This window comes from Snodgrassella sp. CS2 (genome assembly GCF_050310315.1).
GTDB lineage: Bacteria > Pseudomonadota > Gammaproteobacteria > Burkholderiales > Neisseriaceae > Snodgrassella > Snodgrassella alvi_E.
The window spans coordinates 659055-682601 of sequence record NZ_JBNPBA010000001.1 but is presented as its reverse complement, the minus strand read 5'-3'; the positions used below and the strand labels follow the sequence as shown (position 1 = coordinate 682601).

The 23547-nt window shown below is 44.3% G+C and carries 22 protein-coding genes; 12 read left to right on the top strand and 10 right to left on the bottom strand.

What is annotated here, in order from left to right; translation table 11 throughout:
• Positions 1 to 494: 494 nt before the first annotated feature.
• Positions 495 to 1088, bottom strand: a complete 594-nt coding sequence (locus tag ACQP6D_RS03180) for a glutathione S-transferase family protein (protein WP_267404571.1) — start codon at positions 1086 to 1088, stop codon at positions 495 to 497.
• Positions 1089 to 1688: 600 nt separating this feature from the next.
• Here ACQP6D_RS03180 and ACQP6D_RS03175 point away from each other — a divergent pair.
• The 4 genes from ACQP6D_RS03175 to ACQP6D_RS03160 all read left to right on the top strand — a co-directional run bounded on the left by ACQP6D_RS03175 (position 1689) and on the right by ACQP6D_RS03160 (position 4573).
• Complete coding sequence (locus tag ACQP6D_RS03175; protein WP_267408220.1) at positions 1689 to 2558, top strand: TPM domain-containing protein; 870 nt, start codon at positions 1689 to 1691, stop codon at positions 2556 to 2558.
• On the top strand, positions 2555 to 2689 hold the full coding sequence (locus tag ACQP6D_RS03170; protein ID WP_427857414.1) for a hypothetical protein: 135 nt from the start codon (positions 2555 to 2557) through the stop codon (positions 2687 to 2689). Before ACQP6D_RS03175 ends, ACQP6D_RS03170 begins: the two co-directional genes overlap by 4 nt.
• Positions 2682 to 3611, top strand: coding sequence for a DnaJ domain-containing protein (locus ACQP6D_RS03165; protein ID WP_427857413.1), 930 nt, complete (start codon positions 2682 to 2684; stop codon positions 3609 to 3611). Before ACQP6D_RS03170 ends, ACQP6D_RS03165 begins: the two co-directional genes overlap by 8 nt.
• Before the next feature lie 440 nt (positions 3612 to 4051).
• Positions 4052 to 4573 (top strand): TPM domain-containing protein, encoded by a 522-nt coding sequence (locus ACQP6D_RS03160; protein ID WP_427857412.1) that lies wholly within the window; start codon positions 4052 to 4054, stop codon positions 4571 to 4573.
• 438 nt (positions 4574 to 5011) lie between these two features.
• Here ACQP6D_RS03160 and ACQP6D_RS03155 read toward each other — a convergent pair whose 3' ends face one another.
• From ACQP6D_RS03155 to modA, 4 genes are read right to left on the bottom strand one after another with little or no spacing between them, the layout of a single operon-like run.
• Entirely contained in the window at positions 5012 to 5881 is an 870-nt protein-coding gene (locus ACQP6D_RS03155) for a TOBE domain-containing protein (protein WP_427857411.1), read from the bottom strand.
• Entirely contained in the window at positions 5799 to 6488 is a 690-nt protein-coding gene (locus tag ACQP6D_RS03150) for a sulfate/molybdate ABC transporter ATP-binding protein (RefSeq protein ID WP_427857410.1), read from the bottom strand. Before ACQP6D_RS03150 ends, ACQP6D_RS03155 begins: the two co-directional genes overlap by 83 nt.
• 56 nt (positions 6489 to 6544) lie before the next feature.
• Positions 6545 to 7225 (bottom strand): molybdate ABC transporter permease subunit, encoded by a 681-nt coding sequence (gene modB / locus ACQP6D_RS03145; RefSeq protein WP_100152280.1) that lies wholly within the window; start codon positions 7223 to 7225, stop codon positions 6545 to 6547.
• 51 nt (positions 7226 to 7276) lie between these two features.
• Complete coding sequence (modA, locus tag ACQP6D_RS03140; protein ID WP_427857409.1) at positions 7277 to 8044, bottom strand: molybdate ABC transporter substrate-binding protein; 768 nt, start codon at positions 8042 to 8044, stop codon at positions 7277 to 7279.
• 473 nt (positions 8045 to 8517) lie between these two features.
• On the opposite strand from modA, the gene fdnG reads away from it, so the two are divergent.
• The 7 genes from fdnG to ACQP6D_RS03105 all read left to right on the top strand — a co-directional run bounded on the left by fdnG (position 8518) and on the right by ACQP6D_RS03105 (position 17460).
• The gene (fdnG, locus tag ACQP6D_RS03135) at positions 8518 to 11625 is read left to right on the top strand and encodes a formate dehydrogenase-N subunit alpha (RefSeq protein ID WP_427857408.1); all 3108 of its coding nucleotides are present in this window, start codon (positions 8518 to 8520) and stop codon (positions 11623 to 11625) included.
• Positions 11626 to 11637: 12 nt separating this feature from the next.
• Positions 11638 to 12552 carry a formate dehydrogenase subunit beta gene (fdxH, locus tag ACQP6D_RS03130; RefSeq protein WP_100139798.1) on the top strand — a complete coding sequence of 305 codons (915 nt, stop codon included), beginning with the start codon at positions 11638 to 11640 and terminating at the stop codon, positions 12550 to 12552.
• Positions 12552 to 13214 (top strand): formate dehydrogenase subunit gamma, encoded by a 663-nt coding sequence (locus tag ACQP6D_RS03125; protein ID WP_427857407.1) that lies wholly within the window; start codon positions 12552 to 12554, stop codon positions 13212 to 13214. The genes fdxH and ACQP6D_RS03125 overlap by 1 nt, the downstream gene beginning before the upstream one ends.
• Positions 13215 to 13348: 134 nt before the next feature.
• Positions 13349 to 14161 carry a formate dehydrogenase accessory sulfurtransferase FdhD gene (gene fdhD, locus ACQP6D_RS03120; protein ID WP_427857406.1) on the top strand — a complete coding sequence of 271 codons (813 nt, stop codon included), beginning with the start codon at positions 13349 to 13351 and terminating at the stop codon, positions 14159 to 14161.
• A gap of 89 nt (positions 14162 to 14250) precedes the next feature.
• Entirely contained in the window at positions 14251 to 15576 is a 1326-nt protein-coding gene (locus ACQP6D_RS03115; RefSeq protein WP_100139801.1) for a cation:dicarboxylate symporter family transporter, read from the top strand.
• Positions 15577 to 15828: 252 nt separating this feature from the next.
• Positions 15829 to 16758, top strand: a complete 930-nt coding sequence (locus ACQP6D_RS03110) for a formate dehydrogenase accessory protein FdhE (RefSeq protein WP_370389672.1) — start codon at positions 15829 to 15831, stop codon at positions 16756 to 16758.
• A 141-nt stretch (positions 16759 to 16899) separates the two neighbouring features.
• Complete coding sequence (locus tag ACQP6D_RS03105) at positions 16900 to 17460, top strand: hypothetical protein (protein WP_267404555.1); 561 nt, start codon at positions 16900 to 16902, stop codon at positions 17458 to 17460.
• A gap of 493 nt (positions 17461 to 17953) precedes the next feature.
• On the opposite strand, the gene ACQP6D_RS03100 is transcribed toward ACQP6D_RS03105, so the two are convergent.
• The 4 genes from ACQP6D_RS03100 to ACQP6D_RS03085 are packed head-to-tail and all read right to left on the bottom strand — an operon-like array spanning position 17954 to position 20454.
• Positions 17954 to 19144 carry a molybdopterin molybdotransferase MoeA gene (locus tag ACQP6D_RS03100; protein ID WP_427857405.1) on the bottom strand — a complete coding sequence of 397 codons (1191 nt, stop codon included), beginning with the start codon at positions 19142 to 19144 and terminating at the stop codon, positions 17954 to 17956.
• 23 nt (positions 19145 to 19167) lie between these two features.
• Positions 19168 to 19752, bottom strand: a complete 585-nt coding sequence (mobA, locus tag ACQP6D_RS03095) for a molybdenum cofactor guanylyltransferase (RefSeq protein ID WP_427857404.1) — start codon at positions 19750 to 19752, stop codon at positions 19168 to 19170.
• Positions 19743 to 20204: a molybdenum cofactor biosynthesis protein MoaE gene (locus ACQP6D_RS03090; RefSeq protein WP_367434115.1), complete on the bottom strand. Its 462-nt coding sequence runs from the start codon at positions 20202 to 20204 to the stop codon at positions 19743 to 19745. Before ACQP6D_RS03090 ends, mobA begins: the two co-directional genes overlap by 10 nt.
• A gap of 1 nt (position 20205) precedes the next feature.
• Positions 20206 to 20454 (bottom strand): MoaD/ThiS family protein, encoded by a 249-nt coding sequence (locus ACQP6D_RS03085; RefSeq protein ID WP_267391244.1) that lies wholly within the window; start codon positions 20452 to 20454, stop codon positions 20206 to 20208.
• Between the two features lie 185 nt (positions 20455 to 20639).
• Between ACQP6D_RS03085 and moaA the strand changes: the two genes are divergently transcribed.
• A complete protein-coding gene (moaA, locus tag ACQP6D_RS03080; RefSeq protein WP_367434498.1) occupies positions 20640 to 21614 on the top strand; it encodes a GTP 3',8-cyclase MoaA in 975 nt (324 codons plus the stop codon).
• A gap of 55 nt (positions 21615 to 21669) precedes the next feature.
• Here the strand turns inward: moaA and ACQP6D_RS03075 are convergent, their stop codons facing one another.
• Complete coding sequence (locus tag ACQP6D_RS03075) at positions 21670 to 23313, bottom strand: lactate permease LctP family transporter (RefSeq protein ID WP_267408206.1); 1644 nt, start codon at positions 23311 to 23313, stop codon at positions 21670 to 21672.
• Between the last annotated feature and the right edge of the window lie 234 nt (positions 23314 to 23547).

Genomic DNA, 23547 nt, shown 5'->3' with positions numbered 1-23547 from the left:
AACAATAATCTTTTTTAATGTAGATGATGCCTTTCACATGTCACTTTATATCTTTTGCTCAACTGCCTGAATAATGAGATAGTCGGACGTCTCAAACGGTGAATTATCTCTGGCATAATTACTAATAATGGAAGTATTGAAATATATATACTCAATATTTCGTTCAAAACTTGAGGATTTTATCAAAGGACTTAATGATAAAAATGCGATTTTAGAAATATTTAAATGGCATGTAATGGTTTTCTAAAGTGATTATAATGGTTGCTTATTCATAAGAGCAGTAGAGGAAATGCGTGAAACCTTGCCTTGCGCATCAGACATACTTAGGGCGCATAAAGAATTTGTTAGAAGCCTAATTTATTTAAAACTTGAAGAGTATTCCGATAAAGCGTCTTTTAACTTGCTCACGGCTTAACAAATCCAATTCAGTAAAGAGGGTTCAGTCAAAAAAACCGCCATGAAGCGGTTAATCAAAAACGTAAAATAAATGAGAATTAATTATCATTTATTTTATGAGCTTTCAAAAACGCCGGTCTACTCGTCGCTCTTTGAAGATAGTTTTCAAGTTTTTTGTCCAACGTAATGCCAAATGCTTTTGCAAACATTAATCGATGAGATAAAAAGATATCTGCTAACGTAAAGGTATCACCAATGAGCCATGCATTTGTTTCTTTTAGTTCTATCCTAGACAAAACATCAATGGTTTGTTTTTTAAAGTAATTGATAAATTCTGGCCATTGCTGATCTTCAGGAGTAAACAGTATCTGTTTAGCAAGGCAAGAAAGTGGCGTTTCTAAGTCAGTAATCGAAAAACTGATTAAAGAATTGATGATAGCTTTTTCTTGTAAATTCGCAGGGTATAACGTATTTTGTTTTTTTTCACAAATATAAAGGCATATGGCCAACGTTTCACTTAATGAAAAGCTCCCTTCCGTTAAAAATGGCACTTTACCAAAAGGATGAGGTGATTTGACAACCGCATTATCTGTGTGTATTTCAACCCGGATTGCTTCATAAGGAAGACCTATTTCTTCCAAGGCCCAGATAACAGCCAAAGATCGTGCTCCAGGTGCAGTGTATATTTTCAAGCTTAGTCTCCTTTTAATAAATCAAATAATCGGTATTGCGTAAAAGTAAGCATTCATTTTTGGTTTAAGTGATCATTTCCTATTGCAACTCTAGATGATCACCTTATGTGATGACAGATTGTAAAGTAGTTGCTGGATAAAACAAAATCTTTATCTTCTAAGATTTCTTGCAATTTGAATTTACTAATTTAATGCTGATAAATAAAAGGTAGTATTCGGGTGGCAAGATATTAATATAATTCATTTAGGTTTTATCCCTCCCCTAGACGATGCTTAGCAGTAGTGCTAAAAGAATGATTTTGGTGGTTTAGCGATTTGTCGAAATATAGTTGTATAGATGCGATATTAACCGGCTATTTTATCTGCCCTCAGTTTGTGCTTGCTGCTAAGTGTTAAATCTGTACCGATTTTAATTAAATCGTGCTAGCAGAGCCGAATTGATCTTTTGTCTAAAGCCTCTTAGCAAAGTGCTGCCGTGATGGCGGAAACGGCTGACTATCGGTTATGATTCAGATACATGGTCTAAATACAATTAGATTCTGATTCTGGTTTTACAGTCAGCGGAGCCACTCTGCAGTACTGTTTCTAGGTAATAATGATATGAACACTATCCGCTTATCCATCCATAAACTGTTGGTTTTTTTTCTAAGCTGCGTGCTTTATATTATGGCTGCGCAAGCGGAAAATTTGGCGCCGATACCTGCTTTAACTGCGCCGGTGATGGACACTGCAAATATGTTGCAGCAGGATACGCGAGAGGATTTAAATGGACAGTTGCTGGATTTCAGTCACCAGCATGGCAGTCAAATTGTGATTTTAACTGTCCCTACTATTGCACCGGAAACGCCATTTGATTACGCCACCAGAGTTATGAATAACTGGCGGCCGGGGCGCATGGGTGTTGATGATGGTGTGTTACTGCTGCTGGTGCGTGATGAACACAAAACCTTTCTGGCCACTGGCCGCGGACTGGAAGGTGCTATTCCAGATGTGTATGCGAAGCGTATTCTGGATGATGTGCTGCGTCCGCAACTGCGTGCAAATAATACCGATGGTGGGGTACGACAAACGGTAGACATTCTGGAAAAACTGATTGATGGTGAGAAACTGCCAGCGGTATCACAGCAGCCTCCGCAAAAGCAAAGTTTCTCTGCCATGTTTATAGAAGCAATGATGTTGGTCTTTTTTGGGGGGGCATTTTTAAAGAATATTTTCGGCACTCGGCTAGGCAGTTTCATTTTAGCTTTACTGGTGCTGGCTCTGGGCTGGTATATTGGTTGGAACCTGATTCTGGCTGTTATTATTGCGCTTTTTTCCTATATCGTAACTTATGTTTTTGCCGGAAATGTATTTGTCAGTGACCATTACAATCCGCATGATGATAATTTTTGGGGCGGTGGCGGGTCAGGCGGAGGCTTCAGCGGTGGAGGCGGTGGATATGGTGGAGGCGGTGCTTCTGGTAGCTGGTGAAAGCGGCACAGGGTGATGCTGAGCAGACTAAAGTTCTGAAAAATTATCAGACTCCGCGTAAATTCATGTATAGTTATTTGTCTTACCTTACTATTTACGGATTTTATCAATCGGCTGGTCTACATGTCTAATCTCGGTGCAGGTATCTGTTTATTGCTGTTGTGGTTTTTACCTTTGCTCTTCGGTGCTGGTGGTGTGTTGCTGGATATTATACTGATTATCCTGATTTTGTTTTATTTATTTGCTGCCCACATAGTAGATGATGGTACTGAAGATTCCATTGCAACCGATAAAAATCTCTATGTAGCGGTAATGTTTGAAGTGGCCGGCCAGATATGTGCGTCTAAGGGACATGTCACGGATGAAGACCGTTCATCTGTTTATGCCTTGATTAAAAAGTTGCAGCTTAATGATGAATTGGCCGTTCTGGCGCGCTATGGCTTTAACATGGGGCAACTGAAAAACTATCCGCTTAGAGCTCGACTGGGGCAGTTGTACCGTATCTACCGAAATGAAAAACGCGCGTTGATGTTGTTTTGTAAACACATGCTTGAGCTGGCGCTGATTGATGGCAGGCTGCACAATAATGAACGGCGTATTTTAAATATCATTGCTGATGAGTTTCATATCCCTTACTCGCAGATGCTGATTTTTGCCAGCCAAACTGTGCATGGGCAAGAAAGTGAATATAATCATTACTGGCAAACTAATGAGCAATGGAAGCAGCAGCGTCAGAGTAAGCGCCAAAAGGAACGACAGCAGCAATCGCGGCAGCAACAACAGCAGTACCGGCAACAGCAGCAGAGCAGTCGTCAACAGCATCAGACTGTTGAAGAACCTCTGGGCGGCGATCCGTATCAGGTGCTGGGTATCAATCCCCAAGCCAGTGTGCATGAAATCAAACAGGCTTACCGCCGCCTGATGAATAAATATCATCCGGATAAACTAGTAAAACAAAAATTGTCTGCAAAAGAAATGCAGCGGGCTACCGAGCATACTCAACGTATACAAGCTGCTTATGCTTACGTGAAACAGTTGCGTGGTTTTGTTTAGCTTAAATGATGCTTTGCTTTTGTGGATTGAAATCGAATAGCTAATCTGTTATTTGGAATTCCGAGATACAGTGTAAATAGGTTATTGAAAGCAAGAAATTTCTGATTCCGGAGTGGTTTTTTTCTAAGATGGCAACACCTATGAAAATTCATTTCTCAGCAGTGTAGTCCTGCCGGATCTTTGCTCTGAAGATAGTATGGATATTTTTTAAAAATATTTTGTACGGGCTGGTACCTGATTTTTAACGTGCTGAAAGAGGTATAAAGCTTGATTGTAAAAAAGCATTCAGCCGGCGCAGGGTAGACAGTTGAGCGTATTTTTTCCGTCTTCGGTGTAGAGATAAATATTTCTCAGAATTTGATTTTCCCTATCTCTGCGTCCACGAAATCAGCTTGAAGTGCTACCATACTGATTCTGAAACTGCGAAAAGAGCGGACAGGATGCGCACGGATAAACTGAGTATGCGAATGTTGCCTCGATTATGGCGTCACTGGATCCATCCGCGCCAGCGGGTGAGTAAGTATTTTCCTGAAGAAGTGCTGCAACAATTGACCACACACATTGCCAATTCTGAACAGCGCCATACCGGACAATTACGCTTTGTGATTGAATCGCGTATCAATACGGCCAGTTTGTGTCACCATACAACGCCTCGACAGCGTGCGCAGTATTGGTTCAACAATTTGGGTATTTGGGATACTTCTGCACGTTGTGGCGTTCTGGTGTACGTGCTGTTTGCAGACCGCGCTGTAGAAATTATCGCCGATCGTGGAATAGATGCCTGTGTTAGTGCTGCGCAATGGCAGGAAATATGCACGCACATACTTACGGCTTTTCATCAGCAGAATTATGTGGATGGTTTAAGCCGCGGACTGGAAGAACTAACAGATTTGCTGGTGCAGTATTTCCCGCGTACTCAGGCTGGAAGAAACGAACTGGCCGATGATGTGATTTTGCGTTGATATTTGAAGAATAACATGGGAGTTGGGTATCTGTAAGTATCCGCAGATTATATGCTATCCGGCTGGTTAGTTCTGTGCGAAAAGTAATTTCATCTCCGGAAGTGATCAGCGGCATTAGAAACGATATTTTTATCCAATATTGCCACAATAGAAAAAACGCAATAATGGTAATTATTGATATTTATTATCAATAAATTTCTCTGAATTGATATAAATAATTTTTTTTGAATAATATTTCAATGAAAATATAATTTACAGATAGGTTGGGTTTACAATAAGTTGCGGCTTTAAATGACAGATTGAAACAAAGAGCGCATGTATGGCCGCTGATAGCCTGTCTATCAGGCGTCACAACAGCCAGAATAAACTCATTGCTAAAATGGTTATTCTGGCTTCATTTTATTCATGATTACTTTGTGGTTTGTACCTAAAAAATGTTTAGCGTAAGCGTCCGAGAATTATGCTTGGCGCTTTAATTAGCAGCATGATTTCATCGCCGCTATCCAATTGCATCGTTTCAGCACTGTGCCGAGTAATACTGGCAGACAAGCTCAGCTCAGCACCTAAATCTACGGTCACAACACTATTCACGGCACCAGTGTCTATACGGCGTATGCGACCGCGAATTTGATTGCGAGCAGAAAGATTAAAATTGGGAGTAGGGCGAGCTAGTATGATGGCAGAGGCTTGAATCAGTGCCAGAGCATCTACACCTTCTGTGAGCTCCATTTGTTCACAGCTGTGGCGTGTGAGTATGGCCACCAGTTCCTGTCCGCTACTCAAGCATAAATGAACTTCATGATTTACTTTGCCTTTTACAACTCTACTTACTGTTCCAGCTAGCTGATTGTCGGCACTCAAGTCCAAATTCATTTTTTGCCACAGGCCATAATGGCTATGGTCAGACTCGTTATGCAGTTGCTGCATCAACTGTTGATGGCGTTGCTGCATGGTGTGGTAATACTGAAGGAAAGCCGCACCATAGGTAGTTAAAGCGCTTTTACCGCCGCCCTGTCCACCAGTTTGGCGTACCACCAACGGCTGCGGTGCCAGATTGTTTAGTGCGTCAATCGCGTCCCAAGCCGCCTTATAACTCATTGGTACTGCTTTGGCTGCCTGAGTAATGGAACCGAAACGCTGAATGTTTTCGAGCAAGATTATACGTTTGCTGTTTCCCATTCGTTGGCCGTTTATAGTGGGAATCAGCTCAGTATCCAGATTGAATTCATGCATGTCTATGGTCATTGGGAGCAGAATGTAGGCGACCATTATCCATGTGCCAAATAGCAGCGTCAAAAGCAGCGGCATCTGCCGGATCATGGGTAATCAGGAGCATGGGCAAATTTAGCTTCTGCTGCCACGCCGCCAGTTCAGTGCGCATTTGTGCTCGCAATTGGGTATCCAAGGCAGAAAATGGTTCGTCCAGCAAAATAGCATGCGGCCGCGCAATCAGTGCACGTGCCAGCGCAACACGCTGACGCTGGCCGCCTGATAAATGTGCCGGATACTGTTCTGCCACCATATCAAGCTGCATGGCGTTGAGCCAGTGTTCAACTTCTGCCTGCCGGCTGCGCTTGCGCGGATTGAACAAACCATGCTGGATGCCGCAGGCGATGTTTTGGCGCACATTCAGATGAGGAAAAAGCGCATAATCCTGAAAAACATAAGCCAATCTGCGTTCTTGCGGACTCAGATTGAGTTGCTGCTCACTTTGATAAAGCGTTTTTCCGTTAACAATAATGTACCCCTGCTCAGGCGTCAGCAAGCCGGCAATGGCTTTGAGCATCAGGCTTTTGCCACTACCAGAAGCCCCCATTATTATGGTATGTGGTGTCTGAGTGTGTAAGTTGATGTTTAGAGTAAACTGGCTGCCATCGGCACGATGAATGCTTTTCTGGAAATTGATATCTAACATAGCGTCATTGGAGTGAATCAAATATGACCAAGGCGGCTTCTTATAGGAACATAGCTTTATCTGAGATTTGCTACTGGCACTTTGCCGGACAGCAGTCTGCTGGTTAACAACAATATCAGAATACATACCACCGATATAATCAGCACCAGCGTATTAGCGAGTTGATCATCACCAGCCTGTACTGCTTCATAAACCGCAATCGACAAGGTTTGCGTCTGTCCAGGAATGCTGCCTGCTACCATCAGCGTAGCGCCAAATTCTCCCATGCTGCGCGCAAAAGCGAGTAATACGCCGGCCAGAATACCGCGCCAAGCCAGCGGGAGAGTAATGCGCAGAAAAACGCCGACATTACTGATGCCTAATACACGACCCGCTTGCTCCAGCTGCGGGTCCAGACTATCGAAGGCAGCACGTGCCGGTTTAAAAACCAGCGGAAACGAAACCACCGTAGCAGCTACTACTGCACCTTGCCACGTAAAAATCAGATTGATGTTTAAATATTGCTGTAAGAATTGGCCGATAAAACCATTTTTACCCAGTACGACCAATAAATAATAGCCGAGCACCGTTGGCGGCATCACCATTGGCAGAGTGAGAAGGGTATCCAGCAATTCCCGTCCCCACACCGCTTTGCGCGCAAACAGATAGCCGATACCTACACCAAGAATCAGATTGAAAACTGTAGCCCACAGAGCAATTTTAAGCGACAGGGCAAGAGCAATCCACGCCGCAGCCATTCTCTCTCCTTGCAGGAAGATTTATTGATTTATGATAAAAGCATTATTTATTTAGCGCACACTCTGGAAACCATAGCGTTTAAGAATCTGTTGCCCTTTGGCCGAGCGAACAAATCCAATAAAACGGTTGGCTGCAGCCGGCTCTTTAGTATTTATTGTGCGGGCAATCGGATAGCTGATTGCTTTAGTGGTGGGAATAGTAGCTGCTACTTGTACTTTATCCGGCATGATAGCCGCATCCGTGCCGAAAACAAAACCGGCCTCTGTTGACTGACTGGCTACATAGTCCAGCGCCTGCCGCACATTATTCACATTAACAATTTTCGGCTGTACCTTACTCCAGACTTTTGCCTGCTCCATCGCAGCCTGTGCATAACGGCCAGCTGGCGTATAAGCCGGATTGCCCAGTGCAATATGGTGGATACTAGCCTGTTGCAAGTCTTTCATATTGCGTATGTTTAAATTGCTGTTTTTAGGAGTAATCAGTACCAGAGTATTATTTACAAAATTAACTCGGTCTGCTGCCCGCACCAGATTTTTGGCCTGTGCCTGATCCATAGTCTGCTGATCTGCCGATGCAAATACATCTACCGGTGCACCATTCTGAATCTGTTGCAGCAATGAACCGGACGCGCCAAAATTTAGTCGCACCTTATCCTGTGGATATTGTTGTTGGTACGCTTTGGCAATGTCATTAAATGCATTGGTCAGACTGGCGGCAGCGGAAACGGTGAGGTCGGCAGCCAGCGAAGTGGTGCTCAGTACGCACATACCAGCAGTAGTTATCAAAATGCTAAGACGGGCAGAAAGAGAGCGCATAAATTATCCTTAATCAAAGAGAACTAATATTCCAGCAGGGTTAAAAATTATCTGATTATAAAGTAAAACTGTTTCAAAATATACCTAACTATATAACGAATGCTAAATTGCAGGCTGGCTATGCTTAAAAGCTGGAATACGAAAAAAATTAGATGATTAATGAGTTCAAAGACAAAATATTAATAATTAAGAGAAATAATTAATTAGCGTAATAATCTTGCAATATTTTTTCAATTAATAATTGTATTGTTTAAATTAAAATAATCTTAGCAATACGTAAATAAATAATTTAAATGAAAATTATAATTATTTATTCAAATTAAAAAAAACAGATAAAACCACATAATAGTTTAAATAAGGTATTATAATGGCGTTAAATGTTAGAAATTATAAATTTCTCTATTATCAGCAAGCAGGACAGCATTCAGTTTCACTGCAAGATATAAAAAAAATTTAATTAGGAACCAACACACATGAACCTGACAAGACGCCAGTTTTTCAAGGTTACCGCAGCTGGTGCCGGTGCGACAGGATTAGCGGTAATGGGCATGGCACCGGCCACAGCCTTTGCCGAAGTCCGTCAATATAAACTTTTACGCGCAACCGAAACACGCAATAACTGTACTTATTGCTCCGTAGGCTGTGGTACGCTGTTGTACAGTCTGGGGGACGGAGCAAAAAACGCTAAAAAGAAAATATTTCATATAGAGGGCGATCCGGATCATCCAGTCAGCCGAGGTAGTCTTTGTCCTAAAGGCGCTTCCCTGATAGATTTTGTTAACAGTCCCAATCGGGTTTTGCATCCGCAAGTGCGTGAAGCAGGAACCAACGAATGGAAAGACATTAGCTGGGATGAAGCACTGGACCGCATCGCCCGCCTGATTAAAGACGAGCGTGATGCCAACCTGATTGCAAAAAATGCTGACGGCATCACTGTAAACCGGCTAGAAACAATTGGTATGCTGTGTGCTTCAGCCAGCTCCAATGAAACCGGTATTCTGACCCAGAAATTCATGCGCTCGCTCGGGCTGGTAGGCACAGATTCTCAGGCACGTGTTTGTCATGGTCCTACTGTATCCGCACTGGCTGCTACATTTGGCCGCGGTGCGATGACCAATACTTGGACCGATATCCAGAATGCAGATTTTATTCTGGTAATGGGTGGCAATGCTGCCGAAGCGCATCCTGTTGGTTTTAAATGGGTTATCGAAGCTAAAAAACAAAAAGGTACCAAGCTTATCGTTTGTGACCCGCGCTTCAACCGTACCGCATCCGTAGCCGACCATTATCTGCCGATACGCTCCGGTACGGATATTGCTTTCTTGGGCGCAGTAATCAACTGGCTGATTAAGAATGATAAAGTGCAATGGGAATACGTTAAAAACTATACCAATGCTGCTTTTATTCTTGCTGATGATTTTGGTTTTAACGAAGGACTATTTTCCGGTCATGCTGATTACACCAGTGCAGATGGACGTCCGACACCCGAAGCAGCGCCGAAAGGAGCCAAGGGCAGCGCTGTCTACAATAATGCCAGTTGGACTTATGAGCTGGACGAAAACGGCTTTGCCAAAACCGACCCAACCTTAGAAAACCCGCGTTGTGTGTGGCAGGTCATGAAACGCCATTATGCCCAATACACACCGGAAATGATGCACAAAATTACTGGCACACCAATAAAAGACTTTTTGCTGGTTTGTCAGGCTCTGGGTGCCACTTCAGCTAAAAATAAAGCCGGTACGATTTTATATGCATTAGGCTGGACGCAGCATACCTATGGTTCGCAGAATATCCGTACCATGGCCATGATTCAGCTCATTCTTGGCAATATCGGTATGCCCGGTGGCGGTGTGAATGCTTTGCGCGGCCACTCCAATATTCAGGGGCTGTCAGACCTTGGTTTGCTTTCCACCAGCTTGCCGGGCTATCTTAGTCTGCCAAATGAAAAGAAAAATCCCACTTTTGAAGATTACCTGAGCGTACAGACACTGAAAGCAATGCGCCCGGGGCAGCTCAATTACTGGAGCAATACGCCCAAATTTATGGTCAGCCTGCTCAAATGGTTTTTCGGTGACAAAGCCACCAAAGAAAACAATTGGGGCTACGATTGGCTACCAAAGTGGGACAAAATGTACGATGTCCTCCAAATGGCGGAAATGATGTACCAGGGGCAGATGCATGGTCTGCTGGTGCAAGGGTTCAACGCCATGGGTTCTTTCCCAGATTCCAATCGTATCGTTGAAGCCTTCTCCCGCCTCAAATGGATGGTGGTGATGGATCCACTGAATACGGAAACAGCCACCTTCTGGGAAAATCACGGCGATGCGCATAATGTAGATTCCAGCTCCATTCTCACCACAGTATTCCGTCTGCCGGTACCGTGTTTTGCCGAAGAAAACGGCTCTATTGTTAATTCTTCACGCTGGTTGCAATGGCACTATGCCGGCGCAGAAGCACCGGAAGATGCTAGAGCTGATTTGGAGATTTTGGCCGAATTACATCTGCGTATCAAAGCTTTGTATGAAAAAGAAGGCGGAAAAGTTCCCGAGCCGATTATCAATCTGAGCTGGCCGTACAAAGTAGCGCATTCGCCCACACCGGAAGAAATGGCACAGGAATCCAATGGCTGGGCGTTGGCCGATATCAAAGACGAACAAGGCAATATTATTGTGCCCAAAGGTGGGCAGCTAGATAGTTTTGCTCAATTACGCGATGATGGCAGCACCGCCTGTGCATGCTGGATTTTTGCCGGCTCATGGACCAAAAACGGAAACCAGATGGCTCGGCGAGACAATAGTAATGCCGGTTTGGGCAATACCCCCGGCTGGGCATGGGCGTGGCCGGCCAACCGCCGTATCCTGTATAACCGTGCGTCCTGCGATCCATCTGGCCAAGCGTGGGATCCCGAACGTAAACTGATTCACTGGGATGGCAGCAAATGGGTTGGTGCTGATGTGGCCGACTACAAAGCTGATCAGGCACCGGATACGGATATGAATCCGTTTATCATGAATGAAGAAGGTGTAGGCCGTCTGTTTTGTACTAAAAAATTGGTGGATGGTCCATTCCCGACATTCTACGAACCCACGGAATCGCCAGTAGGTAAAAATTTACTGTATCCGAAAGTTCTCAATACGCCCGCTGTACGCCTGTTTGACAGCGTAAAAGAACGCATCGGAAACAAAGACGAATTCCCATGTGTTGGTACCACCTATCGCCTTACTGAGCATTTCCAGTTTTGGACCAAGTCTGTGAAATTGCTGATGATTGCTCAGCCAGAACAGTTTGTGGAAATCAGCGAAGAGCTGGCAGCAGAAAAGAAAATTGCCAAAGGTGATACCGTTAAAATCAGTACTAAACGCGGCTGGGTAGAAGCCAAAGCCGTGGTAACCAAACGTTTGCGCCCTCTGGACATCAACGGCCAGACCGTGCATCAGATTGGTATTCCCCTGCATGGTGGCTGGGTGAATGTTGGTGAGAAAAAACAATTTCTCATCAATACACTCACACCATTTGTCGGTGACTGCAACACTCAGACACCGGAATACAAAACCTTTTTGTGCAATATCGAAAAAGCGTGAGGGGAATAAATCATGGCTTTACAATCATTAGATATTAAACGGCGTTCGGCCACTAATCAGCTCACGCCGCTACCGCAGGCTCGTAAGCCCATAGAAATTGCCAAACTAATAGATGTTTCTACTTGCATCGGCTGCAAGGCTTGTCAGGCAGCTTGTTCCGAATGGAATGACATTCGCGACGAAATTGGTACTAATCATGGCGTTTACGATAATCCAATCGACCTAAGCGCTGATAGTTGGACCGTTATGCGCTTTTCAGAAACTGAAGAAAACGGCAAGCTGGAATGGTTAATTCGTAAAGATGGTTGCATGCACTGTGCCGATCCTGGCTGTCTGAAAGCCTGTCCTTCTCCAGGTGCCATCATTCAATATGAGAATGGTATTGTGGATTTTCATCAGGAAAACTGTATTGGCTGTGGCTACTGTATTTCCGGCTGTCCTTTCAATATCCCGCGTATCTCCAAAAAAGACAACCGTGCCTACAAATGTACATTGTGTTCCGACCGTGTGGCCGTGGGGCAGGAACCGGCTTGTGTGAAAACTTGTCCTACTGGTGCCATACATTTTGGTAGCAAGGAAGACATGAAGTTTTTGGCTAGTGAACGCATCAAGGATTTAAAACAGCGTGGCTTCGAAAAGGCCGGACTTTACGACCCGCAGGGAGTAGGCGGTACCCATGTAATGTATGTTTTGCATCATGCCGATAAACCCAGCCTGTATCACGGTTTGCCGGATAATCCGCATATCAGTACCACAGTTAAGCTATGGAAAAGTATGCTTAAACCAATAGCCGCCTTTGGTATTGCCGCCGCCGCTTTTGCTGGCTGGCTACATTACATTACCATTGGTCCCAATCGTCCTGATGATGATGAACAGGAAGTTCTGAATCGTGATGGTGAAATCCTCGAAGACAAAGGCGACGCATAATGACAAAAAAATTATTAATTCAGCGCTATAAAAAATCCGAGCGTTTTAACCACTGGGTTGTGGCCGGCTGTTTCGTACTGCTGGCCGTATCCGGTCTTGGCTTTTTCTATCCCTCTTTTTTCTGGCTCACTGAAGTATTTGGTTCTCCGCAGCTGGCGCGCATCTTGCATCCGTTTATCGGCGTCATTATGTTTTTAGGATTTTTTATCCAGTTTTTCCGCTATGTGAAACATAATTTTTTCGAGCGCGACGATATCAAATGGATGCTGGGTATCAAGCACATCCTGCTGGGTAAGGAAATCGGTGATACCGGTAAATACAACGCCGGACAGAAATGCATGTTTTGGCTGATGACGATTAGCATGGCGCTGCTGTTTATCAGTGGTCTGATTGCGTGGCGGCAGTTTTTCTCCGGCTATTTTCCTATTTGGGTGGTGCGGATTGCCTTGCTGGTGCATTCGGCTTCTGCCATTTTGTTGATAGTTGGTATCATTATCCATGTGTATGCGGCTCTGTGGATAAAAGGCACCATTCCAGCTATGGTTGAAGGTGTAGTGACGCAGGAATGGGCGAAAAAACATCATCCGCGCTGGTATCGTGAAATGATGGCCAAAAAAGCCGCCAAAGCGCAGCGTACATCTACGACGCAAAGTAGCGAATAAAACGCGTGCCTTTATGCAGCTAGCCTGTCTGGTGACATTATTAAGACAGGTAAATATTGATTCTCTAATCTGTCCTGAAGAATATTCAGGACAGCCTCTTAGCACTACTCCCTGCATGTAGGGACCTAAATCCCATGATTCACACTCCCGCCGAAAGCCGTACTGTCTGGGTAGCTCAGGACGGAAAATGCAGCAGCATCTGTGACGATATCAGTGCCGAAATCCCAGTAGCACTGGTTTATAACGGTATATCCCACGTGGTACTGATGGCTACGCCGGATAACATTGCCGAGCTAGCTCTCGGATTCAGCTTTAGTGAAGGTATCATTGAAAACAAGGAACAGATTTACGCCATTGAAATTAGCGAACAACAGCATGGTTTGGTAGCAGACATTGAGCTGGCCAGTGCTGCTTTTGCCCGCCTGAAAAACCGGCGCCGGCAAATGAGTGGACGTAGCGGCTGTGGCTTATGTGGTCTTGACAGCCTCGCTGCCGTACAGCCGGCAATTACCCCTATAATGCGTTCAGTGAATCTCGAATTTAGCAAAATAGGCGCTGCTTTGACCGATTTTAACCATCATCAACGCCTGCGCGCGCAAACTGGTTCCGTTCATGGTGTGGCGTGGGCTGATGGTGATGGCACAATTGTAACCGCGCGTGAAGACATTGGCCGACACAATGCTTTGGACAAACTAATTGGCTGGGGGTTGCAAGCAAAAGTGGATTGGAAGCAGGGTTTTGTGGTATTGTCCAGTCGCGCTAGTTTTGAAATGGTAATGAAATCAGCAATTACCGGTATCGGGTGTATCGTGGCTGTATCTGCGCCCACTACCTATGCCATTGATTTAGCTCACAAGGCTAATATCACGCTGGTGGGTTTTGCGCGTCATCATCGCCAAGTAATTTATACCCACCCTCAATTTTTTTCATCCTTAACGCATACATAAAACTAAAAATAATAGGGTATACTCTATTGTTTTTGTTTCGCTTGTAAGACTGAATAAGAACTATATTACCAATTACTGTAAGGACGACTATGTTATCGATTATTAAACGATATAGCCGTAATTTGGCCTGGCAAATTCTTTTTGCCCTGATTATGGGGGTAGCAGTGGGATTGTATCTGCATACCTTTTCAGATCCGTCTCATCCATACTACAAAACCTATCAATCTTGGGTAGTCAACGTATTACAGCCCATGGGCGATATTTTTATCCGCCTAATTAAAATGATTGTTTTGCCGATTATACTCAGTACCCTCACACTTGGTATTGCCGGACTGGGTAATTCCAAAAGTCTGGGTAGACTAGGTGGCAAAACCATTCTCTATTTCGAAATCATTACCACCATTGCCATTGGCGTGGGTCTGCTGTTTGGTAATTTGTTTCATCCTGGCAGTGGTATCGATATATCTAATCTGCAGCACAGCAACGTTACACAGTATGTGCAGAAAAGTGAAGCCTTGGCTGAAAAGCCGCATGGCCTTGTTGTCATGATTCTGGACATGATTCCGCATAATATCTTTGATTCACTTAGCACCGGCGAAATCTTACCTGTAATCTTTTTCTGTGTATTCTTTGGTTTGGGATTGACCAAACTGCCGGATAATCAGCGTTTGTTTTTCTCTGATTTTCTGAAAGTCATTTCAGACGTAATGTTTAAAATCACCAATATGATTATGCGCTATGCGCCAATTGGTGTGTTTGGTCTCATGACAGTAACCATCAGCAAATTCGGTTTCGGCTCCCTGATACCGCTGATGAAGCTGATTCTGATTGTATATTTGGCCATGATTGTGTTTACGCTGGTGATACTGGGTGGTGTAGCCTATTTCTGCCGTTTTAACATTTTCACCATCATCAAAATTCTTAAAGATGAATTGATTGTGGCGTTCTCAACCTCCAGCTCTGAAACAGCGCTGCCCAAAATGATTGAGAAAATGGAAGCCTATGGTGCGCCGAAATCCATTACCAGCTTTGTTATCCCCACAGGCTATTCCTTTAACTTGGATGGTTCTACTCTGTATCAGAGTATTGCCGTAATTTTTCTGGCTCAGTTATACGGCATTTCCCTGTCTGTGACCGACCAGATTATGATTGTCATTACCCTGATGGTGGCCTCTAAAGGTATTGCTGGTGTACCGGGCGTATCCTTTCTGGTATTGTCTGCCACGCTGGCCACTACTTCCATACCATTGGAAGGTCTAGGCTTTATCCTTGGTATCGACCGTATTCTGGATATGGGCCGCACCGTTGTAAACGTAATCGGTAATGCACTGGCTTCACTGGTTATTTCACGCTGGGAGCATGATTTCGATGATGAAAAAGCGCGTGCCTATGAAAAAACATTGGGTATCAAATAATTCGCTTTGAGGTACTAAAAAGGTTCAGAGACATCTGAACCTTTTTTATGTACTACAGTGATTCAGACGAAACAGGTATATGCTGTACTGCAATATTTCTACTGGCGTTGTATGGCCGATTAAATTCTAGGCACTGCGGTAAAACCAGACAAAATACATGTTTTTAGTTAAACTTGGTTATTTTGATTCTTAATACTAGCTGTTTAACGTTAGCAATGGTTACGCAGCAATCCTTCACATAAACTAAGATACATGAAAACACAAGCAACACCGGAAGCCATACAGGCTCAGGCATTCTTTCATATCCCGTTTTGGCAGCAGCCCGCTGCTGATATTTTTAGCCAGCGTGCCTTGCGCCTAAACGAACTGGCCGCTGAAGACAATAGCGATTGGCAGCCATATTTGCAGTTGATGGCAGAGGTATGTACAGCTCAGCAAAGTTTACTAGAGCGTTATACAGAGGCAGACTGGGTATTGCCTGCCACTAATGAGGGAGATTTACCACTCACACCGGCTTTGCTGAGTGAGAATCGTGGCTTAGCCGACCAGCTGTTTACTGATTTATATACTTTGCTCCACGAGCAGTTGTCACCTACGGCGGTACAAGTATGGCAGGAAATATTGCCTCTTAGCAGCGAGGAGCGCATCCGGTTGTGCCAGCAGGCAATCAGTCAGCAGCTAGGTCTAGCACAGCAGGATTATCAAATATGGTTGAATGCTGTTGTACAGATTATCTACACATTGGTGGCAAGAAGCTTAGCAGCAGACACAGTAAAACCATGCCCAGAACCTGGATTTTGTCCTTGCTGTGGTACCGATGCCGTTGGTGCTGTGATAATCGGCCATGGTGAACTTGAAGGTTTGCGCTATCTCTGTTGTGGCCTGTGCAATAGCCGCTGGCACAGTGTGCGCGCTCGCTGTAGCTTCTGTGATAATAGTCGTGATTTAGGTATACAGCGTATAGAGCAGGCTACAGAAGGTGTTCTGGCTGCAACTGAAGCAGAATGTTGCCCCAGCTGTAATGCTTACCGTAAACGTTATCGTCTGGCTAAACAGCAGTATGCTGATCCAATAGCAGATGATCTGGCTTCTTTGATATTGGATATGCTTCTGAGTGATGAAGGCTGGCAACGTGGCGGAGCCAATCCATTTTTACTGATGGGAAAGATACCTAAACATTAAAATTAATGATAAGCTCTTAAATTATTTACCTTTATTGAAAATAATAGATTTAAACAGTCAATTTGGACGATCAATTTCAATAAGACATTTATTAGCCGGAACCGTACGTGAACATTTATCTGTATATAGAAATTAGATTAAATGACCAAATTTGAGAAATTTTTTTTTATGACCATCGGGCCATTTATCATCATGCTGGGGATGTCTTGTTTAGTACATTCCATAGTTGATAAACAAAAATTTTATATTTCACTACAAAATAAAGCTAAATATCTATTGAGTCTGAATTGTAAGCTTAAGAAATGTGTCACTGAAGGACAAATAATATATAGTTATTCAGAATATTCAACAAATAATAATAGTAAATCTCTTAGGGCACCTATTTATCATTATCGTTATTACTTTGAAGTTAATGGTAAAACTTATAATAATGATAATCTACGGGTATTTAGCGAGGGCTATGCGCTCACTAGAGGCAGAATGCGATATATCCCTTCCAGTGAATGGGATTCGAATCAATATTCTACAGAAAAAATCATTTATGATCCTTATAATCCTAACATAAATTTACCTTTGGAGTATGCGAAAGTATTGCCGGATATACCTAATCCTTATGTTATATATGAAGATTTATTGTGTATTTTGCTTGGAATATATTTTACCGTAATTTGTTATAAGGATATAGGAATATTAAAACGATAGTGAAATTTAATCAGTGTTTTAATTGATTAAGTAACCATATTTTATTATTTTTTAAAGTATTTTAATAATATATAATCTGATATATTAGATCTTTATTTTATTGGATACATTAATACAAATATATATAGATGTACTATGTTTTCAGCAAACGATAAGAAGTATTTTTAATACTCTGCTATAAATGTAAAAATTGGACTAAAAGACTTTAAATTTTAGTAGTGCCAAATGCTAATTGTTTAGAAAGCTTTAATGCTTTTCATAACTTATGTATTGTTTGCTTTTAAAAAAGGGTCTAATCAACCTAAAGATAGAGAATTTATTTTTTTATCATTCATAGGTCAGGCAAGAATAAAATTTCAAGCTATAGAAATAAATGTTTGAATTTTGGTAGGCTAAATTCAATTTCAGTCTGAATATAATTCAATTGTTTCGAAATTAAATTAAAAGCCTGTATTTTCTACAGGCTTTTGAAGTTTTCAGTAGAGTAAATAATTTATATGGGATGTACAGTCAGCCATTGCCCTTGATGAATATCAGTTTGCGGTGGAATATCGATTAAAACTTGAGCATTTACGCAACTAGATAGCATATGTGAGCCTTGTTTATCCAGAAGCTGAACTTCAGGACCATTTTTGGTAAAGCATAGGGTACCACGTAGAAACTCTCGTCTTTTCTGATGATTTGGAGCGATGCTGAAGGCTGCTTTAGCCTGATAGCATGCGGGTAGGGATTGCTGAATAGGGCGGCCGGCGGCGGTTTGTAGTGCTGGCAGTCCCATTAGTTTGAAGGTAACGAAGCTGGCCACCGGATTGCCAGGCAGGAGCATGACACGGCATAGGTCGATTGTGCCCCATCCAAAAGGTTTACCGGGTTTTATTGCGAGTTTCCAGTGCTCGATGGTGCCCAGCTGCTGTAAAGCTGGTTTAACCAGATCGCGGTCGCCAACTGAGGCGCCTCCTGAAATAATAATACTGTCGCTGTCGGCTGCTGCGCGGGCGAGGGTATCGGTAATGATGTCGAGCTTATCCGGCAAAATGCCGCCATCAATAACCTCGATAAATGCATACTGGCGCAAACAAGCTAGCAGCATTGGCCGGTTGCTGTCGTATATCTGATGCTGCTCGAGCTTGTAATTGCCACTTACCAGTTCATCGCCGGTGGTGAATACGCTGACGCGTAGTTTGCGGTACACTGGCAGTTCACAGGCACCTTGTGAAGCTGCTAGCCCGATGGCCTGAGGGGTAAGCAAAGCACCTTCCGGTAGTAAAACAGTGCCCTGCTTTAGTTCTTCGCCTTGACGGCGTATGTTTTCACCAGTATTAACTGTATGGGTGCTGGTAAGAATGTTTCCATTGACGCTGGTTTTTTCTTGCATGATAACGGCGTCAGTTTGAAGCGGAATGCCGGCGCCGGTGTAGATGCGCATAGCCTGTCCGTGTTGCAAGGTCTGTTGCCGGTTGTCTCCAGCCGCAGCTGTGCCAATAAGCTGCCATTCTTTGCAGTCCAGTCCGCACACGGCGTAGCCGTCCATGGCACTGTTGTCGAAAGCTGGCGCATCGGCCGTGGCGATGAGCGTCTGTGCCAAAATGCGACCGGCAGCCTGATTCAGTGTTACAGTCTCGCTATCTACTACGCGGACGGTCTGTTGTAGCAGGGTTTCCTGTCCCTGATAAAAATCCATCATGATGTTGTTACTCCGCAGCGTAGTCAGGTAAACATGGCGCTGCTGTTGTAGTTGGTAAAAGGGTGGCTGTTGGCAAAGGTAACGATAGCATGGCGGTATGGTTGAATAATAGAGCGCATGCTGTGTGAGCCGTTGCTGTGCAGTTGTTGTTGAATAGCTGCTAAATGATGCCGGCGCATCTGGCAGACAATGGGATGCAGATTGCTATTGTCTGCGGCACAAACGATATCCAGCTCTGGCTGTTGATACAGTGTCTGAGACAGGCCGTTAATAATCTCAGCGCTTAGAAAGGGCAGGTCGCAAGGTACTATCTGCACATATTCGATGTGTGATGGTAAGGTTTGTGCAGCGCTGACTATACCGGCCAGTGGTCCCATTTGCTGATAGTCGGGTAGATCGGTACAGACGGGATATCCGTAGCGGCTCAACTTGTCGATATCGCGATTGGCACTAATAATGATGTGCTCGCTACAATGGTGCAGCTGTTGTAGAACAAGCGTGAGCAGAGGTTGTCCGTTAAGTGGCAGTAGGGCTTTGTTGGCTCCGCCAACACGAGTACCGAGTCCGCCGGCCAGTATAATCAGGCCAAGCTGAGCATTTATTGCCATGATTGCTTACGCTGTTGGTCGCTGTGTTTCATTTCTACCCAATGCTGTTTACCATTGGCAAAACATTCTTTTTTCCAGAATGGTGCTTCGGTTTTAAGATAATCCATGATGAAGTGATTGGCCTGATAAGCATGTTCGCGATGGCCACTGGCGGTAAGGACAAGTACGATTTGAGCGCCTACGGGCAAGTTGCCGATGCGATGAATCACGCAAACATAAGGTAATGTCCAGCGTTGTGCCGCCTGAGTGATGATATTGCTGATTTCATTCTCTGTAACTTCGGGCATGTGGGTGAGAAAAAGGTGGCTGAGAGGCTGCTGCGGATTGTCATTACCTCGCACTTTGCCAATGAAGCTGACGACAGCTCCACAATCTGGTGCACTGGCTTCTGCCAGTGCCAGTTCGTGGCTGAGATTGAAATCTTCCGTCTGTATCAGAATCCTTGTCTGCATATCAGCCTCCTGTTACTGGTGGCAGCAGTGCGATGCTGTCTCCGTCCTGTAGGCTGGTATTGCCATGCCGGATAACGTTATTGACGGCAATTTTGTAGACATTCCCCTCAGCCAGTACCTGTTGCCAAGGTTTGCCGCGCTGACGTAGGTGTGAGAGAAGGGTATTAGTGTCGGTAAAGTTTAGAGGAAGCTGTTCCTGTGTCAGACCAAGCTCTTCGGCAAAGCGTGCCAGATAAATCACGGTAATCATGAAGCAAACATATAGCAATCAATAATGGTTTATTATGCCGTTTTTTTTCCTGCTGTGGCAGATGGCTGCTGTTGATGCAATTGTATTTATGCAGAAAAATAATATAAAATAGCTGTTTTTTCTCAAGTTTTCTAGAAATTTGCCATTACGGGAATAATATTCTTTATCAGGCACTTACTTTACTCATGCTGATTGACCGCTTCAACAGACGTATTGATTATCTGCGCATTTCGGTAACGGATAAATGCGATTTACGCTGTACTTATTGTATTCCGCAAGGATTTACAGAATTTGAAAAGCCAGCAAACTGGTTGTCGTTTGCGGAGATCGAGCGGGTGGCCGGAGCTTTTGCGCGCATGGGGGTGTCGCGGTTTCGGTTAACCGGCGGTGAGCCGTTGCTGCGAAAAAATTTGCCTGAACTGGTGGCACGGCTGGCAGCATTGCCAGGGGTAGAGGATTTGTCTTTAACCACCAATGGCACGCAGCTAAAGAAATATGCTTCTGATTTGCGCCAAGCAGGGCTCAATCGGCTGAATGTTAGTCTTGATTCCTTGCGACGAGAATGTGTGCAGGAGATATCCGGCAAGGATAGTTTTGATAAAGTAATAGACAGTTTGCAGGCGGCACGCGATGCTGGTTTTGAACGGATTAAAATCAATATGGTGCCGCTGCCCGGCGTTAATACTGCTGATATTGACGATATGGTGGCGTTCTGTATTGAAAACGGCTTTATTTTGCGCCTGATTGAGGTTATGCCAATGGGTATGAGCGGACGTAAACTGGAGTATTTCAATCTGCTCGAACTAATTGAAAATCTGCGGCCAAAATATCAGTTGCATGAGAGCCAGCGTGTTTATGGTGGCGGGCCAGCTAAATATTGGGAAAGTGTTGATGGCCGTTTTACGCTAGGGTTAATTACACCGCGCTCGCAGCATTTCTGTGCTACCTGCAATCGGGTGCGGATGTCGGTTGATGGTACGTTGTATCTGTGTCTGGGTCAGGATCAAAGTATGGCTCTGAAGCCTTTGCTGGCTGCAAGCTGTAGCGATGAGCAATTAGAAGCAGCCATCCGGCATGCAGTGGATTTAAAGCCGGAAAAGCATGAATTTAATGAGCAGCCGGATAAGATTGTGCGCATTATGGCCAAAACAGGTGGCTGATACTGAAGTTACGCCCTAAAAAAGCCCGCTGGTTTAGCGGGCGTTTTTGTGTCAATCAAAACAGAGTCAGTGTCCATGGAAGTAAATAGGTTTGCACCAATGTAAATATACCGGCAATCAGACAGAAAAACAGACTGTGACGCACAGTAAAGCGGAACAAGTCAGATTCCTTGCCCGCCAGTCCCACTGCGGCACAGGCAATGGCAATAGATTGTGGGGATATCATTTTGCCAGTTACCCCACCAACAGAATTGGCTGCCACAGCCAATACAGGATCCATGCCTACCTGCAAGGCTGTATTGGCCTGTAGTGCACCAAACAGGGCATTTGCAGAAGTGTCGGAGCCGGTTAGGAATACGCCTACCCAGCCGAGAAATGGTGAGAAAAAAGGAAATGCTTTGCCGGTATCAGCCAGTGCCAGAGCCAGTGTTGAGGATAGGCCTGAGTAGTTAACCACATAGGCAAAGGCCAATACCAGCCCGATAGAAAGCACCGGAAAACGCAGGTCGTACAGAGTGCTTTTGAATGTATCAATGGCAAGACGTGGTTTAATTTTCAGGATAAGCACGGAAATGATGGCGGCCAGCAGAATGGAGGTACCAACCGCGCCAAGAATATTCAGCTTGAATTCAGCCGCTATCGGAGCGTTTTCAGCAACGATAGGAGCTGTTTTGATAACCAAATTATCCAGCATTGGCCAGTGAATCTTAATCTGACTGAATGAATTCAACCATGATTGCAGCGGTTTGATTGTCCATACGGCCACACACACAGTTAGGATAACAAACGGTGACCATGCCAGCATAATTTGTTTTTTACTATATTCTGTGGTTTTGCGCTCAGTGCTGGACTGCTGCATGCCGTTAAAGGTGAATATTTGTTTGGGCTGCCATTTTTGTAAAAACAGAGTCAGGCACACCATACTAACGAGGGCTGAAGTTACATCAGGTAATTCGGGGCCAATGAAATTGGCGGTAATAAACTGTGTGCCGGCAAAGGATACGCCAGACACCAGCAGTGCCGGCCAGGTTTGGCGAATACCCCGCATGCCATCCATGATAAATATCAGATAAAACGGTATAACAACAGACATCATTGGCAGTTGGCGACCGGCCAGCTGGCCAATATGAAAGGGATCGATACCAGAAACCTGTCCACCGACCAGAATCGGAATACCCAGTGCCCCAAAGGCTACCGGAGCAGTATCTGCAATCAGGCATAAGCCAGCTGCAAACAAGGGTCTGAAACCCAACCCTACCAGCAGTGCCGCACTAATAGCAACCGGTGCTCCGAATCCAGCTGCACCTTCTAGAAAGGAGCCGAAGCAAAAACCGATGAGCAGCAGTTGTAGACGCTGATCTTCGGTGATAGAGAGAATCGAAGCGCGGATGATGTCAAAATGGCCGGTTTTAACGGTCAGGTTATACAGAAATACGGCTGTAATGATAATCCAAGCTATTGGCCACAGGCCATAGAAAAAACCATATAATGCGGACGATAATGCAAGTACCGGCGGCATTTTATAGGCTGCTACGGCCACGATAATTGCAAGAACCAAGGTGATGGCTCCGGCAATATGGCCTTTCATGCGCAAGACAGTAAGTGCCACGAAGAAAAATATTATGGGTAACAGGGCAGCCAGTAGGGTCAGGTAGACACTGTTGCCTAATGCCGAGTAGTTTTGTACCCATGTTTGCATGTGGTTTCTCCTCAATGTGTGAGTATGTTGGCTTAAAATTGATTGGTATATGCGGAATATTTGTGATTAGTGTTGATTTTTATGAATCAAATTAATGGTATTGTGGCCGTAATGCTGCTGTGACTGTTACTTTAAGAAATAAAAATGTTATCGTCAATGTTTGTGGTTTTATTTCAATAAATGTAATGATAAACGACTGACTGAATGTGGCTGTTGCGGCTAATAAATGTTTAT